Annotated in this window: 14 protein-coding genes and 1 pseudogene; 4 read left to right on the top strand and 11 right to left on the bottom strand. The window is 33.2% G+C overall.

The genetic code is table 11. The annotated features are described in order from the left end of the window. Positions 1-48: 48 nt before the first annotated feature. A complete protein-coding gene (locus G7034_RS10965; RefSeq protein WP_166401001.1) occupies positions 49-909 on the bottom strand; it encodes a nucleotidyl transferase AbiEii/AbiGii toxin family protein in 861 nt (286 codons plus the stop codon). Beyond that, positions 910-1,710, bottom strand: coding sequence for a type IV toxin-antitoxin system AbiEi family antitoxin domain-containing protein (locus G7034_RS10960; RefSeq protein WP_166401000.1), 801 nt, complete (start codon positions 1,708-1,710; stop codon positions 910-912). It abuts the gene before it with no gap. Between the two features lie 315 nt (positions 1,711-2,025). Between G7034_RS10960 and G7034_RS10955 the strand changes: the two are divergent. After that, positions 2,026-2,133 (top strand): annotated as a pseudogene (locus G7034_RS10955) (cell envelope biogenesis protein OmpA); the annotation flags it as partial. Positions 2,134-2,201: 68 nt separating this feature from the next. Here G7034_RS10955 and G7034_RS10950 read toward each other — a convergent pair. The 6 genes from G7034_RS10950 to G7034_RS10925 form a co-directional block, all read right to left on the bottom strand. Then, complete coding sequence (locus G7034_RS10950) at positions 2,202-2,714, bottom strand: OmpH family outer membrane protein (RefSeq protein ID WP_166400999.1); 513 nt, start codon at positions 2,712-2,714, stop codon at positions 2,202-2,204. A gap of 136 nt (positions 2,715-2,850) precedes the next feature. Further along, positions 2,851-3,687: a class I SAM-dependent methyltransferase gene (locus tag G7034_RS10945; RefSeq protein WP_166400998.1), complete on the bottom strand. Its 837-nt coding sequence runs from the start codon at positions 3,685-3,687 to the stop codon at positions 2,851-2,853. Between the two features lie 33 nt (positions 3,688-3,720). After that, positions 3,721-5,592, bottom strand: a complete 1,872-nt coding sequence (gene mnmG, locus G7034_RS10940) for a tRNA uridine-5-carboxymethylaminomethyl(34) synthesis enzyme MnmG (protein ID WP_166400997.1) — start codon at positions 5,590-5,592, stop codon at positions 3,721-3,723. A gap of 11 nt (positions 5,593-5,603) precedes the next feature. Beyond that, complete coding sequence (ybeY, locus tag G7034_RS10935) at positions 5,604-6,032, bottom strand: rRNA maturation RNase YbeY (protein ID WP_166400996.1); 429 nt, start codon at positions 6,030-6,032, stop codon at positions 5,604-5,606. After that, positions 6,016-9,600, bottom strand: coding sequence for a DUF4175 family protein (locus G7034_RS10930; protein ID WP_166400995.1), 3,585 nt, complete (start codon positions 9,598-9,600; stop codon positions 6,016-6,018). Before G7034_RS10930 ends, ybeY begins: the two co-directional genes overlap by 17 nt. Positions 9,601-9,818: 218 nt before the next feature. Next, positions 9,819-10,985 (bottom strand): hypothetical protein, encoded by a 1,167-nt coding sequence (locus G7034_RS10925; RefSeq protein ID WP_166400994.1) that lies wholly within the window; start codon positions 10,983-10,985, stop codon positions 9,819-9,821. 144 nt (positions 10,986-11,129) lie between these two features. Between G7034_RS10925 and G7034_RS10920 the strand changes: the two genes are divergently transcribed. Further along, positions 11,130-11,330 carry a hypothetical protein gene (locus G7034_RS10920; protein ID WP_166400993.1) on the top strand — a complete coding sequence of 67 codons (201 nt, stop codon included), beginning with the start codon at positions 11,130-11,132 and terminating at the stop codon, positions 11,328-11,330. Here the strand turns inward: G7034_RS10920 and G7034_RS10915 are convergent. Continuing rightward, entirely contained in the window at positions 11,323-12,222 is a 900-nt protein-coding gene (locus tag G7034_RS10915; RefSeq protein WP_166400992.1) for a class I SAM-dependent methyltransferase, read from the bottom strand. The two genes, G7034_RS10920 and G7034_RS10915, sit on opposite strands and share 8 nt — an antisense overlap. A 218-nt stretch (positions 12,223-12,440) precedes the next feature. Between G7034_RS10915 and G7034_RS10910 the strand changes: the two genes are divergently transcribed. Beyond that, positions 12,441-13,349: a glycosyltransferase family 2 protein gene (locus G7034_RS10910; RefSeq protein ID WP_262886467.1), complete on the top strand. Its 909-nt coding sequence runs from the start codon at positions 12,441-12,443 to the stop codon at positions 13,347-13,349. A 195-nt stretch (positions 13,350-13,544) separates the two neighbouring features. Beyond that, the gene (locus G7034_RS10905) at positions 13,545-14,363 is read left to right on the top strand and encodes a 2OG-Fe(II) oxygenase (protein WP_166400990.1); all 819 of its coding nucleotides are present in this window, start codon (positions 13,545-13,547) and stop codon (positions 14,361-14,363) included. Between the two features lie 131 nt (positions 14,364-14,494). Here G7034_RS10905 and G7034_RS10900 read toward each other — a convergent pair whose 3' ends face one another. Together G7034_RS10900 and G7034_RS10895 are read right to left on the bottom strand one after the other, a co-directional pair. After that, a complete protein-coding gene (locus tag G7034_RS10900) occupies positions 14,495-15,043 on the bottom strand; it encodes an REP-associated tyrosine transposase (protein ID WP_166400989.1) in 549 nt (182 codons plus the stop codon). Positions 15,044-15,217: 174 nt separating this feature from the next. Continuing rightward, positions 15,218-17,635: a ligase-associated DNA damage response DEXH box helicase gene (locus G7034_RS10895; protein WP_166400988.1), complete on the bottom strand. Its 2,418-nt coding sequence runs from the start codon at positions 17,633-17,635 to the stop codon at positions 15,218-15,220. Positions 17,636-17,959 lie beyond the last annotated feature (324 nt).

Here is a 17,959-nt window from a genome sequence, read left to right as displayed (position 1 = left end):
ACAAAGCTTAACAAGCTTTTAGTTTATCTTTACCGGACAGTAGTGAGTTTAATTGAATAATTGATTTAACAACTCCACCAATTCCTTTTTAACGATTTCATATTTCAGAAGCTGGTTTTTGGGGATTTGGTGCGCTAAACTATTGTTCCAGGCTACTTTCAGCGCCTTGTCGTTTTCATGATTTATAAGTTGTTCCACGCCCTTGAACTCAATTTCTTTGTATTCCATTTTTACGAAAAAGGCTTCTTTTACTTTTATCCAATGAATATCATTTACATGATTGGCCAAGTACCAAATATCATAGAAATCTCTTGGGGCTGTGTAGGAACGCTGAATAAGTGCGCGTAATTTTTCTGAAAGCACCTCATGAATGGTATAGCACGGAATCTCCAATGGATAATGCGAGAGTTGATCAGAATAAGGGTGATGTAAGTTTCTCGTTTCTAAAGGAAAGACCATGCGCTCGTATAGAATGATTTCTAATTTGACACTGGTAGTCCATCTCTCTGGAGGTGGGGGAGCCTGATTTCTTGGATGGTCAGCACCCCAAAATTTTATTACTGCTTTATAGCCGGTTAATTTCTCATTGTGTTTGAGGGCATTCAATTCTTGAATGTATAAAGGGAGTTCTGTTCGGTCAGATATAACTTGCACTAGCTGATTTAAAATTCCTTTGGTTAGTACAAATTTCGAATTGATGCAGGTAAAATCAAGGTCTTCGGAAAAACGATAATTTGGGAAATAGCATTTTCTAAGACAAGTGCCTCCTTTAAAAATAAGTGCTTCTCGCAGCTCGGGGATGGCGTATATTCCATCAATGAAATGACCAAGCACCCAATCCTTATCGACTGTGGATTTCAAGACGCCTTGGGCTTCTGCTATTTTTTCTATTTCCTTTTTTAGAATCATTCAATACTGTTTGTTGCATATATCCGCTATTTCTTCCGCTGAAATGTTCAACCGCAATTTCCATTGGCTATTAAATGTTCCCGTTTCAGCTCCGAATGGGTCTATCAATACATAACGAGGATTTACTTGTTTTTTGGCATAGTTTAAAAAGCGCTTCATTCTTGGTTTTTGGAGTAGTTCAACCAAAAAAGCCAATCGCTTAACCACAGAAATATTATCAATAGCCGTACAGTATTCAATCATCTTATCCTGATTGAGTTCTGATTGACCAAATGCACGAATTAGTTCTGAATAGCCTCCTGAATAATGGGGAAGATCAAAACAATCTATCAAGGTTTTTTCTTTATCGGTGATGCTGTATTTGTGGTTTCCAAAACCTTCCACGCTTACACCAACTCTTTTGGTTTCTTTTATTTTGACAAATTGATAATTTACACCAAATACGGTTTTACTTTTCTTAGATCGAGTAGTTTGAATGTATAAGTTGTTTGAAAATTGTTCCGTTAAACCGTGCAAATTCAAAGCAGACCAATAGGCAATCACGCCATCAGGAACAAGAAAACAGCCAATCACTTTCTCATCTCTAAAGTTGGCTCGGCAATATTTACCTCGCTCAATGCGCAAGAAAATGTTTTTGTGCACTAAGTTCTCAATGAGTTCATTGACATCTTCTGATGAACGACCTAGCAGCTCTTTGATATCCTCCAGAGAAAAAATATCTATTTCATTTTCATCCAACAACAACATTAAATCCTTTTGTGATGAAGTAATATTCTCGGATATATAGGTACTTCTAGCCATAACATTTTGTTGTTCATTAAACCCTAATAAATGGGGTTTATCTTGTTTCGATATGTAAAGATAGTAAAAGTATTTATTTTAAGAATGAATACGCTAAGAAAGAATCTAATTGACACTATTCTTGCCAGTATATATCGTTCTGGCTATGCCACAGCGCTGGTTTTGGAAATAGTATAGGTTTTTAGTCCATTGAAACCTTCGAGTTTTATTAGCTGCTTTATTAGTTGAGATAAATTACCTGTTATATTTTGGTCATTTATGAAAGTAGTGTATAATAGAATTAGTAATAAGGTTAGATTTTTTTTATTTATTTTAGGTGAATTTGCACCAGTAGTGGCTAACGATTCACGTAATGGAAAAGCTAAAAACCGAAGAATAGAAGTGATTTTAACTCCTAAGTTAGATGAAATTTCTAACCTTTTAAGGATATGTAAATTAGTGTTTAAGGATAATTTCAGGCGTGTAATGAACAACATTACACGCCTATTTTTTTAAGGATTAATCGCTTCTAAAACCTCTAAGGTAATATCTTTACCGCGTTTGGCGTAGATAATATTAGCCGATTCATTACTGCCAAAAATATAAGTGTAGTTATTCGTTTCTCCGTATTTGGCAACTTTGTTTCTAACTTCTTTAATAATTTCAGCAATGACCTCATCGCTTTCATCTTGCAATGCGCTGGTTTTTTCTTGTCGTTCATTCAATAATCGCTCTTGCAATTCTGATAACTCGTTAGCTTTTGACTCGCGTTCTTTAGCAGGTAATTTATCAAAGGCTTTTTGAAAAAATTCATATTGTTTCTGAAAATCTTTTGCATCTCTGTCTAATTCTCTTGTCAATTCCTTATTGCGATTTTCAAATTCTTTTTTTGCCTTTTTCATTTTATGATAACCTCTAATCAATTCCTGATTATCAACATAAGCCGTTTTTTCATTTTCAACGCAAGAAGTAAAAGTGAATCCCAAAATAAAAATAAAGGAAAGTAATTGAATTTTTTTAACCATAATCAAAATCTATTTTATATTGTAAATATATCAATTGAGCTTATTATAAATGAGGTGCATATTTGAGATTTAAACGAGTTTATTCTGCTTTTGTTATATATCTTTAGGTAAACAAATCTAAACGCCTAAAACAGCTTTATTTAGCCTTTTTGAAGATATAAAGCTTAGAAGACCACTCTTTGTTTTGTCTAGCCTTTGAATTTGACTTCAAAGCAACTTTTATGGCATTGAGCTTTGAATTTGTTCCTTTATATTTTTCAGAAAGTAAGGAAACATAAAATGCATCTAAAGTTAATGGTATATCAGTTACGCTTAAAAAACCATTTTCAGAAAAAAGTTTCTTAATTCCATAGGAAGAAAAATGAAAAAGATGCCGAGGTACATCAAAAGCGGCCCAATGTTTTTTGTAATAAGCTGCATCGTAAGAATTAAAATTAGGAACTGCTACAAATACATAAGCCTCATTATGTAAATAGTGATGCAAATTTTCTACATAAGTAAAAGGATCATGTAAATGTTCTAAAACATGAAACATGCTTACTAAATCAAATTTACTTTTTACTTCCTCTAAAGAAGAATAAACTTCTATGCTTTTTTTACTTGTAAGTTGTTTGGCTTTTTCATTGGGTTCTACGCCTACAACTTCTAGGTTATTTTTTTGAAGCAACCACAAAAGATCTCCAGTACCACAACCAATATCTAAAACACTTGTTGCTTTTGTGTAAGAATTGATCCATTTCAGTTTTTTTTGAAGCATTAGTTGTTTAGCAATTCCATAAGCTAAATCCATTAAACTTGAAACCTTGTTAGAATGTGAACTATAAGCTTCAGATTCATAATACGAACCAATTTTGTTTAATTCGGGTTGAGGTTGAGTTTCAAAAATTTGATAATCGTCATTCCAAACTAACTTAAACTCCTCTTGGGTTTTAAAGTAATCTTTGGTTACAAAATCTGATTTTTCTATTCGCATATCTTTATTGTTCCACGTGGAACATTTTGTAAATTATCTTCCCATGTGAACTAACAAAACTGAAATATCTGCCGGGTTTACACCCGAAATCCGAGAAGCTTGTGATACCGTTCGCGGTTGAATCTTAGCCAACTTTTCACGGGCTTCGAACGACATCGACTTTAACTGAGAATAATCAAAATTATTCGGAATCTTTAAATTTTCTAAACGATTAAGTTTGTCGGCATTTTGTTTTTCTTTGTCAATGTAGCCTGCATATTTGACTTGAATTTCAACTTGCTCTAATATTTCTGAATCTAAATCGTTCTTTGAAACATAGTTTTTTATACTTTCTAATTGAAGCATATCATCCATTTCAATGCTAGGACGAGCAAAAATCTTAAATAATTTTCCTTGCTGTTTAACTGGTGAAGAATTTTTGGCTTCAAGAATTGGATTAATTTCCTGAGTAGTTACTGAAGTTTCTTTAAAAAATTCTACAAAATCGGCGGATTTCTTCTGCTTCTCTTCTACTCTTTTCATACGTTTATCTGAGGCAATTCCGAGTGCAAATGCCAAAGGAGTTAATCTGAAATCAGCATTATCTTGACGTAATAAAGTTCGGTATTCAGCTCTTGAAGTAAACATTCGATAAGGTTCTTCAGTTCCTTTAGTAATTAAATCATCAATCAGCACACCTATATAGGCTTCATTACGCTGTAAAATGAAGGGTTCTTTCTCTTGAATACTTAAAGCAGCATTAATTCCCGCCATTAAACCTTGTGAAGCCGCTTCTTCATAACCAGTAGTTCCGTTAATTTGCCCAGCAAAATAAAGTCCTTCAACTAACTTAGTTTCTAGGGTATGTTTCAACTGTGTAGGTGGAAAATAATCATACTCAATCGCATATCCTGGTCGGAAAAACTTGACGTTTTCAAAACCAACAACTTTCCGCAGGGCTTTAAATTGAACATCTTCTGGTAAAGAAGTAGAAAAGCCATTCACATAAAACTCTACCGTGTTCCAGCCCTCAGGTTCAATAAACATTTGGTGGCGACTTTTATCGGCAAACCGATCTATTTTGTCTTCTATACTCGGACAATAACGGGGTCCAATAGACTGAATTCTTCCATTAAACATGGGTGAACGATCAAATCCTTCGCGAAGTAAATCGTGGACTTCTTGTGAAGTATAAGTCATCCAGCAAGAACGTTGTTTGGTTAAAGCCTGTGTAGAATCTAAATAGGAAAATTTAGCAGGATTTTCATCGCCGGGTTGTTCAGTCATTTTAGAGAAATCCAGTGATCTTCCATCCACTCGTGGCGGCGTTCCTGTTTTCATTCTACCGGCTTCAAAGCCTAAATCAATTAAGTCGGCAGTAATTCCAGTAGAAGCTCGCTCACCTGCTCTACCACCACCAAAATTTTTATCGCCTATATGAATTAATCCGTTGAGAAAAGTACCATTAGTGAGAATGACTTTTTTGGCTTTGATCTCAATTCCTAGCGAAGTTTTAACACCGCATATTTTATTATTTTCAATCAAAATACCGCTCACCATTTCTTGATAAAAATCCAAATTTGGCGTTTGTTCAAGCATTAATCGCCAATGTTCTGCGAACATCATACGGTCGCTTTGCACACGTGGACTCCACATAGCAGGACCTTTGGATTTATTCAGCATTTTAAATTGAATGGCTGAAGTATCTGATACAATTCCACTATAGCCTCCTAAAGCATCTATTTCTCGTAATATTTGCCCCTTTGCAATACCGCCCATGGCTGGATTACAGGACATTTGAGCAATGTTCTGAAGGTTCATGGTAACCAACAAGGTAGAATGGCCCATATTGGCGCTAGCCGCAGCGGCTTCGCTTCCTGCGTGCCCACCGCCTACTACAATTACATCGTAAGTATCTAAAAACATAAATTCAATTCTTAATGTTCCACGTGGAACAATTTCATCATTCGCTCTTCTTCTGCTCGCATTGTTGCTTTCTCTTCTTCGGTTGAATCTTTAAATCCAATGCAGTGTAAAATACCGTGAATCATAACACGTTTGAGTTCTTCCTCGAAATCACAGGAAAAATGACTTGCGTTTTCTTGTACACGTTGTGTGCTAATATAAATTTCTGCAAACAATAAATTAGCCTGAGAATCATCAAAAGTTATAATATCAGTATAAGTATTGTGATTTAAATATTGCTGATTAATTTCAAGTAAATACGAATCATCGCAAAAGATATAGAGGATATCCCCAATTTCTTTATCATGAAATACAGCCACTTTTTCAATCCAATTTTTGTAAACAACTGGATGTTGTAAGCTGAAATCATTTGTACTTTCAAAACTAATTTGTGCGCTCATCAAAATAAAGCTTAATCAGATAATTATATTTAGTTTGCAAAGGTAATTGTTGTCTGTTTAATAATTCAGTAGTATTGAAGTATTCTTTTGCACGGTCTAAATCTTCAAGGGTTGGAGTATCGTAATCATTTAGATTGGTTTCAGCTTCCCGTTCTTCATCTTGACCTTGTTTTTGCACAGCTTCTTCTAATTTTAAAAGTTGATGTTTCACTTCTTCCATCTGTTTCAACACATCACTACTTAATCCTTTCATTAGTAATTCTTGTTCAAGCTTTTCTAAGCTCTTAGATAAGTTTCGGGAATCGGCGTCTAAACCTAACTGTTTAATGCGGTCTTCTAGTTGGTTTTTTAAATCCTGCTGTTGTTTGTAAATTTCATATAATTGCCCAGAACTCATTTCTGCTTCTTGTTCTCCTTCATCGCCAAGAGAATCTCCCTCTTCGCCTTCCTCTCCTCCTTCTCCATCTGAAGTATTTGGATCGCCACCATCACCAGACGAACCTTCACCTTCACCGGATTCGTCTCCTTCAGAGGAATCTCCATCCTCACCTGCTTGTCCATTTTCGTCTCCACCAGATTCCCCAAGCTGTTTTTGCATTTGTTCTTTGAGTTCGTCATGCGATTTAATGATGTCAGAAAGTTGATCACCAGGTTTATCTCCTTCACTCCCTTCACCAGAAGAACCGCTACCAGAACCACCAGAAAGCTGATCTTGCATAGAATCTAAAGCATCATCCAAAAGGTTGGCTAAATCGTTGGCATAAGTCATAGTGAACTGCTGATTTGATCCAGCTAATCGTACTTGGTTATCAGATAAACGCTCAAGCGATTTCTCAATATTAAAAGATATATCAGAAAGTTTAGTAGTAATTTGCTCGGAAATCATTTCGTTTCGTAAAGCAAGTGCGTACAAACTATCGTCAATATGCTTGAAATTTTCACGTAATTCGGCCTGATGTCTAAGTTTATTAGCAAAGGCAGGATTATTATTTGATGAGTTATTAAGCGTGTTCATTAGATCTTCCTGCTGAAAAGAAAAAGTAACCAAATTATCTAAAATTTGACGAAGCATTTCCATGTCTTCCTGGGCTTGTTGCTCACCGCCCATCATCATGGACATGCCCATTTTTTCGGCCATCTCCTTCATTTTTTGCGAAGTTGACTTTTGTTTATCTGAAGGAGAATCTGAAGGTTGCTGTGGAGGTGCTTCATCGGAATCATCACCTGACTCTCCCTCACCATCTTCTGCGTCCTGATCTGAATCTTCTTCAGGTTGACCTTGACTTTCTTCGGATTCAGCATCGCCATCCTGAGCATCTTGTTTATCTTCTTCGGTAGCATCACTATCAGCATCGGAAGTATTACTATCGTCTTGCAGCTTGTCTAAAATGTCCTGTAAATCTTCAGAAATTTCATGTTCTCCATCTTCATCACGAAATAAATCAAGTGGATCTTTAAGCGCTTCATTTTGCTCATTTAATTGGTCTAATTCTTCTTGAAATTCTTCAAAAGCTTCATTGATTTTCGATTGATTTTCAGCATTGTTATTTTCTTCATCAGTAGCTAATTTTTGTAATTCTTCAGCTAAGTCTTGAAGCTTTTCAGTAAGTTGTTCAGCTTTATTCTCTACGTAAAAACGCTTAGTTAATTCTAACAATTGTTCTAGGGTACGTTCTTGTTTTTGTTTATCGTTTGAAAATTCGTCTAACTTTTCTTTAAAGCCGTCTTCATCAATTTTCTCTTTTAAATCCTCTAATTCCCTGAGCAAATCCTCATTTTCTTCAAGGCGTTGTTCATTATCATCCAAGCGATCAATTAAATCTTGTTTGCGTTGATTGTCTTGTTCAGGTCTAAATTCTTTTAAGTTTTCCTTAATTTCTTTACTAAAACGCTTCATCTGCTCACGCTGCTGTTGTTGGCGTTTTAAAAAGTTTTGAAGTTTTTTTTTGTCGGAAAAACTCATGGATGATTGCTCTTTTTGAAGCTGTTCAATCTCCTGCAAGTCCTTGTCGTCTTCTTTTAATTTCTCCATAGAATCTTGCATACCCTTAAGACTTTCAGCTTGTTCCTTTAACTTATCGTCACGTTCTTCCTTGGCCGTCTTTTTTCTGAAATTGAAACGCTGAGAAGTTGAACGCTTGTTTCCATTGATTTGATCATTATCGGCTATTTCAAAGTAATAGGTGTAAGCGGTCCCGGGTAAAAGTTCTAAATTTGAATTAGGAAAAGTATAGAGAAACTCGGCATAAGTATCTTTAGGAATGGGAATTGATACACGCTTCTTAATCGATTCATCAGAGGAAGGATAATACACTAAATGAGCAGAAGTAAGTCCGTAATCGTCTGAAGCTTTTGCTTTATAATAAGTAAGCTCGTTTTGTAAACTATCTTTTTTTGACTGTACAGAAAGTTTAGGAAATTCATCTTTAACCACCTGAAGTTGATAGTTTAATTTTTCGTAATTAGTACGGTGTTGGTTGGAGGTAGCTAATTGGTAGTTTGTATTTTGTTTAATTTGTTGCTGAAAAACAAATAGCTGATTTTCAGGTTTTTGTGTATCATACAGGGAGTCATTTAATGTAAACTGAAGTTGATTTGTATGTGAAGTTTTAATGCGCCAAGTAACTTGTGTACCTTCAGGAATTGTAGCATTTCCTGAGCCAGAAAGTGTTTCATTAGAAAGCCCGGTATAAGCAGGGTAATTCAATTTCATCTCAAAGTTAGAAATACGCGGAACATCAACAATTTTAATGGTATATGGACGTGATTTAACTTGATTTGAGAATATTCTAAAAGTGGTTTCTTCTTGAAGGTTTTGAAAAGCATATTCAAAATGGTTGGGTGCATTTTTTTTGAGTAGATAAGCTTGACCATCAACTTCAATTTGTGCTTTATCGGGGAGTAAGTCACCTTCAATTAACACCTGTAAGTTAAGGTCTTTACCTGCTTCAACTTCCAACTGATTTTCATTGATTAGAAATGAAAAAGGAGCGGGAGGTGCATAAGCTGTTTTATAGTCCACTACCCTTTTGTAGGAGTCGGTAAAATTAGTCAGGCTTCCACTCATCCATACAATAAGTAAAATAAGAATAGGAAAAAAAAGGTATTTGGAATAACTTAAGTTAGTTTTAAAATCGATGGCAATTTCAAATGGAATAGGTTTAATTTCTTGGGCTTTTTGTTCAATACCGGCAATAATTAAATCAGAATCCCGTCCTGCTTCTTTTAATTGTAGAATGTTGGTTAATTTATCGCTTACTTTTGGAAAGTGTTCACCAATAATAGTAGAAGCATTATAGAAATTAATGCCCTTACTTAATTTGAATAATTTGAGAATGGGGTGAAGAATGAATTTGAAAAGTAGGGCTAATTCAACCGCTATGAAAGCCCAAAATAGAAAAGTTCTTCCAAAGCTAGTTAACCAAAAAAAGTATTCTAGAAAAACAATTATAAAAAAGTAAAGCAAACCAAAGCTCAAAAAAAGAATACCTCCTTTAATGAGTTCATTGTAATAAAACTTACGAATAAAAGATTCTAGTTTTTGTTCTACTATTTTGTAATTCTCCATTGATGTATCTACTTTGAAGGCAATTGTGAATAAAAACCACAATTGAAGCCAATACTATTTTGACCTTAGATTAATGAATTCAAAAGCATTTTTTCCTTTCAGTGCATCTAAAGCAAAAACTAGCATAAAACAAAAATAGGATAATTCTGTGAGTTAAAGGGGCTTAGTTAATAGGATTTTAGGCTTAATATCTGATGTGAAAAAGCGGGGTTAAAAACTTATGGTTTTTTAGGTGTAAGATTAAATACAGATTTTAATAAGGAAGGAATTAAGAAAGGGAAAAGCATGGAGAGGTAAGATATATCAAACCTACTATCAATTAGCGTCGCATTAAATCCGTACAAATAAAGTTTAATAAAAAATCCAATTAGTATGGGGAACAAAAACAATAAAACACAAATTTCAAAATAATTTTTCTGAAGCCCCTTGTTAATTAATGAAAGCCCAAAGGGTAATATCAAAGAAAGAATAATCATACTAGTTGGAACTTGAGAAGTTTGAAGAAGTAAAGGATTGTAGTTAAGAAGTGTATATTGATCAGGCACATTCATTAAAACCAAAAAAATTAAAAGGCTTCCAAATGTAAGTCCTGAAAACATCAATTTTAATTTACTAGAAAGTTGAATTTTAAAAAAATCTTTTGTGAAATACAATGCTAAGGGTATTAATACAATACCACGCGTTAAAATAAGAAAGGAGAGAAACACACCTAAAAGAATAGGTTTTTTAAAAATAATGTTAGGTTGAAATTTGTCAATTAATAAGATAAACATTAGGACTATAAAAATATTAGTCATTAAGTCACTTGATACGTAAACTTCCCACCAAAAAGCTGGTGATATAAATAAGAGACTTAAAAACAATACAACTTTTTTAAGGGGGAAATATAAACGAAGAACAACCACCAATAAAATAAGGTTTAATACTTGAAGCAAACCAATGTTTCCTAAGAAATAAGGTATAAAGCCTATTATAAATAGCCCAGGAAAATTAGATGTTCTACCATCCAAATGATCGGTTGCCGTGTAGGGATATTTTCCGTTGAGCCAAGCCTCTATTCCTACTTGCATAGCAGACCAACGATCTGCCATTAACGCATATTTATCAACCTTAAAGACTATAAAAAACATTAATACTAGAGTAAGGGATAAGCCTGTCCAAAATAAATAATTAAGTTGTTTAGGCGCTAACTTAAAAAAACTAGAAGCTAATCTAAAAAGGTAAGGTAACAACAATAAAATAATGGCATAAAAAACAGTAATAATTAATTCATTAATCCCTGCTATACGCTCTGTGTACTTATATAAAAACAAGCAATTAACAAAAATGAAGTAAAGGTAAAAGAAGCCGTTAATTTTAAGGTTAAGTTTGAAAATGTTGCTCATAATGATTATTTGACAGCGATGGCTAAAATACCAATTTATATTCAAGAATCTAATAAATTATTTTATCTATTTTTGTGTATATGAAAAAATACCTTACAAAAGATGATTTGCTTGATGTGTATATAAAAGGAAAACAGCGCGGATTTGATTTTATACTTTCCAAATTTCAACTTAAAGGAAGTAAAAGAACGGTTTCAGCATTTAATGAAAGTGCGAAATCCAGTTCTAATTGGAATATTGAAAAAACAAGTTTTAGAGGATTTATTTGCCTTTGAAGATGAATATTTGAAAGAAAAAACGTCCGATTGTGTGTTTGGAGTTTACCAATTAGAAAAATCTAATTAACATCTTGTAAATCTTCATTTCCTTCAAATTTTAAATAAGGATTAGCAAGTACTCTTTTTTGAATTTTACTGTTAAGGTTATTTCTCTTTGGGTGGTCAAGCACATGAAAAAAATAGATGTGTTTAATCCAATTGGCTCTTCTAAAAATTCGTGTATTTTCTAAAAATCTGTGATGTTCAATTTTTCTTAATTCATTACTTTCATTAAACTCTTTAATAGCTAATAATTCGCCACAGGCATGATTGTGGTTGGGTAATTCAATGTCATCAAAATACAGATACGTGAGGGGTAAGTACAATTCTGACTTATACTTTAGAATTTCAAAAGCAGCAACGGTAGAAGAATAATAATCTAAGTCAAAAGAAATAAAACCAATAGGTTCATTAGGTGGTATATTAGCTTGAAAAGATTGAAGTGTTTGTCTTACATCACCAATAATAAGTTCAACATTTTTGGGAAGATTTTTTTGTAATGCCTCAAAATTCATAGGAAAATCTCCTTCCAAATAATATTCTGGATGATCCTTATAAGATTCTGGTGGAGGCATTCCTTTACCCGTATCAAAGCCATAAATTTTGAATTGAACTCCTGTAGATTTCGTTAATTCAGATGTAATTTGAGACATATTCATCAAACCAGCTCCAGAAGCAACACCAAACTCTAATAGAGAAACGGTTTCTATTTTATTGTCTTTGGCATATTTGGCAACTTTTAATAAACTATACGCATGGTGTGGTCTAAGTATTAAATCGTAATCGATTTTCTTCTTATAACTTCCAAAAACAGCGTAAAATAAAGACAATAGATTTAGATGAATCGGTTCTGTTAATCGCTCTAAAAAAACCCTATTCCAAATCTCCTTTTTTTGTAATTTCTTAATTAAAAACTTCATTAATCAGAGTAAATTTTGATGGTAAAAGTACCACTAATTTTGAGAATGCATTAAAAAAGGGATAATGAGTATTTTATTCTTATTAGTGAGAATTGAAAAAACATACTTTCAATTAAAACCGAATAAGCAGGTAAAACAAAATAGAACCAATCATTTAAAAAGCTTTTATTTAGTTATATTTGAATAATTTATATTCAGCTGAATTCAACTTTACAAGAATGATATCCATTTGTATTCCCATCTATAATTTTAATGTCACAATATTAGTAGAAAAATTATTGAAACAAACTAAAAAAGTTGATGTTGAAGCAGAAGTCATTTTGATAGATGACGCTTCTAAATTAGAATTTAGGAAAGTAAACAGCAAGTTTAAAAAAAAGTGTACATATATTCAATTAGAAAAAAACATAGGCAGGTCTAGAATTAGAAATTTGTTTTTAACCTATGTTAATCATTCCTACCTGTTATTTTTAGACTGTGATGGAATAATTAATGATTCAAATTTTTTAAATAACTACCTAGAAGCTATCAACAAAAATCCAGAAGCTGTAATTTGTGGTGGAAGAGTTTACCCTAAAAATTTGACCAGCAAAGATGAAAAGCTTGCTTGGGTATATGGTACTAAAAGAGAAAGTAAACCAGCTTCTATTCGAAAAATAAGTCCGCAAAAATATTTTATGACCAATAATTTTGTCATCCCGCGTAGAGTTTTTGAAACCATCAAGTTTGATGAAAATATTACCAAATATGGGTATGAAGATACAATCTTTGGATTTGAATTAAAAAAATACAACATACCTATTATTCATATTGAAAACACAGTATTTAATGGACATCTGGAAAAAAACGCTGAATTTTTAAGAAAAGAAAAAGAAGGAATTGAAAACTTAATTAACATTCTTAAAACCACATCTAATAAAGAAGAACTGATCAATGAAATTAAATTATTAAGTACATTTAAAGTTCTAAAACCACTTAATTTCATCTTTAAAATATCTTTTTTCTTGTTTAAAAATACCATTCAATATCTATTTAATAAATCAATTATTAACATTTATTTGTTGGACTTCTACAGATTAGGTTACTTAGCAAATCAACTTAAAAAATCAAATATTAGCATAGAATAGACTTCTGGAATGATGAATTAATTAAGTGAATCGAATTTTACTTAAATTAATCGCGTATCTTCAAAATAGCTTAAGACCTACCTCTTGCTTCTATGACTAAACTCAGTAAATTAATCTTTTTTCAATTACTTTTCTTAGATGCTTCAAGAAGTATTGCTAAGAATTACTTAATTTTAACCTCTAGATATTCATTACATGAAAAGAAAAGAAATAGCTCAACTTATAGTCAGTCGAATTCAAAAAGAAGAAGCTAAATTAACTAGTGATTTTACTTCCGATCATCGAATTCCTTATTTTTTTGTGGACGATTTGCTTCCAGAGGATTTAGCACATGAGCTTCATTTATTATTTCCTTCTCCTGAAAAAATGATGTTGAAAAAAAGCATTCGAGAAAATAAGTACGTTGGATTTAAAATGAATACCTATCCCAATTTATTAGAAGAATGCATTTATGCTTTTCAGGAGAAAAAAGTGGTTGAACTCATATCAAAAATCACAGGGATTGAACAACCTATTCCAGATGAACATTTGTATGCGGGTGGTTTATCTCTTATGGAGAAAAACCAATTTTTGAATCCGCATTTAGATAATTCTCACGACAAAGACCGAAAATTATGGCGCGTGCTCAACTTGCTTTATTATGTAACTCCAAATTGGGAACTAGAGAATGGAGGAAATTTGGAAATCTGGCCTGAAGGGCTTAAAGGAAAACCGATTACTATTGTTTCAAAATTTAATCGTTTAGCTATAATGGCTACACATCAGGAATCACTTCATTCGGTGTCTCCAGTAAAAACAGAAGCTAGCAGAAAGTGCATATCTAACTACTATTTTTCAGAAAAAGCCTTTCGTAAAGATGACGAGTTTCACGTGACCTCATTTCGAGGAAGACCCGATGAAAAAATCAAAGACAAAATCCTTCAAGCCGATGCAAAATTACGCATGGGAATAAGAAAATTATTTAAAAAAGGAATTATTGAAAATCCACATGTGTATAAAAAAGGGGGAAAGTAAATAGCGTTCAAAAGTTGCGTGGACGCACTTTAAATGCCTTTTTACATGCGAAGACGCATGTAACATCATTTTATAAAAAATGATGATTCAAGCATTTTGCTTGAATTAAAAAAAGTTAAAAGCGGCCACGCTTAAGTACGGTCAATTTCTAAAATAGAATCATCATCTAATCCATAATTTCTGGCACTTGAATATTTCCAATCTTCAGGATTATTTACAAAACCAGCTTTTACAGGATTTTGGTGAATATAATTTCGTTTTTGTTCAAACATAGCATAGGACCATAATTCAATGGGATGATTAGCATTTTGCCAAAATTGATGGTTTTTATTGCTTGGATTAATTAATCCATAGAAATTAAAAGTTCTTGTAATCCAATCCTTACGACTTTCTTTTTTATTTTCTGAAATCATCGTAAATAATTGTTTTGAAGTATAAGTTTTAAAATCGCGAATAAGACTTGATGCTGGTACTTCTCTGGATCTAAAAATCAAATGAAAATGATTAGGCATAATGCAATAGACATAAATTTCCATCCCCTTATTCTTTCGGCAATAATCAAGGTTTGTAATAAGACTTTCAAAATATTTTTCCCTTACAAAAACACTGATCCAATTAATAACGCTAGTGCTTATAAAATATACTCCAGGCGGATTATGGAATTTGAATGCTCTTCCCATAACAGACTGATTTAGAAAAGTAAAATTACAAATAATTTTTAAATAATTAATCGTGCGTGGACGCACTTTAAATGCCTTTTTACATGCGAAGACGCATGTAACATCATTTTATAAAAAATGATAATTCAAGCATTTTGCTTGAATCTTTCAGGAATTAAAAGCGTCCACGCTTGTTTATTTTTGCAATTGCTTGATCATTTTTTGAATGCGATCTTGTAGTTTTTCTGAAGATAGTTTTTCCCGCAAACGGTCGGTAATAATTGGAAAGGAAAAAGGGGTGGGTTGTTCACAATTTTTCCAGATAATTTCTTGCTGATGAATACGCTCCATAGCTTGTTGAAGTCGCCCCTGCTCTAATGAATATTCAAAAGTTTCTACAAAAGCTTGTTGATAAAGTAAGTGTTCAGGTTCAACGTCTTTAAACACATCAAAAATTAGCTGAGAACTAGACTGTAAGTGCTTTTGCTTAACGCTTTTATTAGGATAACCGGTAAAAACCAAGCCCGCAATCACTGCAATATCTCTAAATTTTCTTCGGGCCATTTCGGTAGCATTCAAACTTTTTTTCAAATCCTCTAACAAATAAGCCGAAGAAAACAAATTGTTATCCATCACTTGTTGCATATCTACGGGCTGGTCAGAAAGTAATTCAAATCCGTAGTCGTTAAAGGCTAAAGAAAAAGAAATAGGACTTAATAAAGAAATTCGATACGCTATTAAACTGGCCATAGCTTCATGCACAAATCGCCCTTCAAAAGGGTAAAACAACTGATGAAAACCTTCGCGAGTTTCAAAAGTTTCTATTAAAAATTCGTTAGCTTGTGGTAAATGACTACGCTCTTCTTGTAATTCGAATATCGGCTGAAGTGCTTTTAATTCAGGAGTAGCATATTTTTTTGCTTGGTATAATTCTTCGCGAAGTAAATGCGACATCTCCGAAGATAAACTCAACCTCCCTCCCATCCAACTAGGAACTTTAGCCGTTTTTTTAGTCGATTTCCTCACCAAAACTTGCATTCCTTTAATGCGAACCAATTCTAAATTTCTTCCCGCAAAAGTAAAAACATCGCCCGGCTGAAGTTTCGAAATAAACCACTCTTCTATGCTTCCAATAAAGCTTCCTTTTAAGTATTTTACTTGTAAAACGGCATCGCTAACAATCGTACCAATTTGCAATCGATGACGCATTGCTACTCCCCTATTTTGCACTTGGTATTTTCCGTTAGAAGAAATTTCAACTTTCTTGTAATCGTCGTAATTTTTCAAGGATTCACCTCCAAAAACAATATAATTCAACGCCCAATTCCATTGATTTTCATTTATGGTTTGAAAGCAAAAAGTAGATTGGATTTCAGGTAAAATTTCAGCGGGATAAAAACCCTCCGAAACGGCTAAAGTAGTAAGGTATTGAACTAAAACATCAAAAGAATTTAAATAAGGTAAACGGTCTTCAACTTCATTTTTTAAAACTGCTTTTTGCAAGGCAGAAGCTTCAATTAATTCGATAGCATGGGTGGGTAGAAAGTAGATTTTACTCACTTGATTGGGTTGGTGACCGCTTCTCCCCGCTCGTTGAAGAAAACGCGCAACACCTTTAGGTCCTCCAATTTGAATAATGCTTTCTACCGGAGCAAAATCAACGCCTAAATCTAAACTAGAAGTACAGACTACTGCTTTTAGGCTTTCATTTCTGATGGCATTTTCTACCCAAAGTCGTGTTTCTTTGTTAATACTTCCATGATGCATGGCTAATTCGCCCGCAAATTCTGGGTATTTTTCTAAAATTTTCTGAAACCAAATTTCGCATTGCGAGCGTGTATTGGTAAAAATTAAAGTTGATTTCGAATTTTTTATGATTGGAATAATATCCTCTAGCAAATGCAAACCCAAATGCCCTCGCCACGGAAACTTTTCCATTTCCTTAGGAATGATGCTTTTAACTTCAATTTTTTTCTGAAGCTTAGCTTTGATTAATGTTGAATTTTTAAGTTCATGACCTAGTAAAACTTGCATTCCTAGTTCCAGATTGCCGATGGTGGCGGAAATCCCCCAAATTTTAAGTCGTTGGGCAATAGTTTTTAAACGCGATAAAGCTAATTCAACTTGAACCCCACGTTTGGTTCCTAATAATTCATGCCATTCATCCACAACTAAAGCTTCTAAGTGCTGAAAAGTTTTTGGATAGTTTTTTGAAGCCAGTAAAAGATGTAAACTTTCTGGCGTGGTTATTAAAATGTTGGGCATTTTTCGCTTTTGTTTTGCCCGTTGAGAAGCCGAGGTATCGCCTGTTCTTAAATCGACTGTAAGTGGTAATTCTAATTCGAAGATTACTTTTTCAAAAGCATTTTTTATTTCTACTGAAAGCGCTCTAAGCGGAGTAATCCATAAAACTTGCAAGCCTTTTTTTGGCGTTTGTGTTAATTGTTCAAGAATTGGAAGAGCTAAAGAAAAAGTTTTCCCACTCCCAGTTGGTGCATTGACTAATCCATTTTTATTCTTTCTAAATGCTTCCCATGCTTGTTTCTGAAAGTTGAATAATTCCCAATCTTTTTCTGATAACCAAGCAGAAATTTGCTGTTGAAATTTGCTCATTTTTTTGATTAAAAATCGAAGGTAATTAAAAATTGAAATTCATTCCTTAATTAAATTGATTCTTGTGAAATAATTATACCAATTTGGCTATTAACCTGAGTTCAATTATTCTCACTTTGTCAAAACTGTTTTAAATAGTAAGATACAAACTTTTTTAAGACGAAATATCTGGATATTGCGGAGTAAAAAAGTAAAGTAGATTGCTGTTTAAAACTGATTACTCTATTTCATTCAATAAGAACATCCATTTACTGCGTTAATTTTTATCACGATAGCTAAGGCTATCCTTCAAAAAATTGCCTTGTAACTGAATATCCTTATTGA

The sequence above is a fragment of the Psychroflexus maritimus genome (assembly GCF_011089875.1).
GTDB lineage: Bacteria > Bacteroidota > Bacteroidia > Flavobacteriales > Flavobacteriaceae > Psychroflexus > Psychroflexus maritimus.
This window is presented reverse-complemented; position numbering and strand designations above follow the sequence as displayed.

Bases quoted from the DNA above. Each gene is read 5' to 3' on its own strand.
- G7034_RS10965 (WP_166401001.1), bottom strand. From the start codon at position 909: ATGATTCTAAAAAAGGAAATAGAAAAAATAGCAGAAGCCCAAGGCGTC.
- G7034_RS10960 (WP_166401000.1), bottom strand. From the start codon at position 1,710: ATGGCTAGAAGTACCTATATATCCGAGAATATTACTTCATCACAAAAG.
- G7034_RS10950 (WP_166400999.1), bottom strand. From the start codon at position 2,714: ATGGTTAAAAAAATTCAATTACTTTCCTTTATTTTTATTTTGGGATTC.
- G7034_RS10945 (WP_166400998.1), bottom strand. From the start codon at position 3,687: ATGCGAATAGAAAAATCAGATTTTGTAACCAAAGATTACTTTAAAACC.
- mnmG (WP_166400997.1), bottom strand. From the start codon at position 5,592: ATGTTTTTAGATACTTACGATGTAATTGTAGTAGGCGGTGGGCACGCA.
- ybeY (WP_166400996.1), bottom strand. From the start codon at position 6,032: ATGAGCGCACAAATTAGTTTTGAAAGTACAAATGATTTCAGCTTACAA.
- G7034_RS10930 (WP_166400995.1), bottom strand. From the start codon at position 9,600: ATGGAGAATTACAAAATAGTAGAACAAAAACTAGAATCTTTTATTCGT.
- G7034_RS10925 (WP_166400994.1), bottom strand. From the start codon at position 10,985: ATGAGCAACATTTTCAAACTTAACCTTAAAATTAACGGCTTCTTTTAC.
- G7034_RS10915 (WP_166400992.1), bottom strand. From the start codon at position 12,222: ATGAAGTTTTTAATTAAGAAATTACAAAAAAAGGAGATTTGGAATAGG.
- G7034_RS10910 (WP_262886467.1), top strand. From the start codon at position 12,441: ATGATATCCATTTGTATTCCCATCTATAATTTTAATGTCACAATATTA.
- G7034_RS10905 (WP_166400990.1), top strand. From the start codon at position 13,545: ATGAAAAGAAAAGAAATAGCTCAACTTATAGTCAGTCGAATTCAAAAA.
- G7034_RS10900 (WP_166400989.1), bottom strand. From the start codon at position 15,043: ATGGGAAGAGCATTCAAATTCCATAATCCGCCTGGAGTATATTTTATA.
- G7034_RS10895 (WP_166400988.1), bottom strand. From the start codon at position 17,635: ATGAGCAAATTTCAACAGCAAATTTCTGCTTGGTTATCAGAAAAAGAT.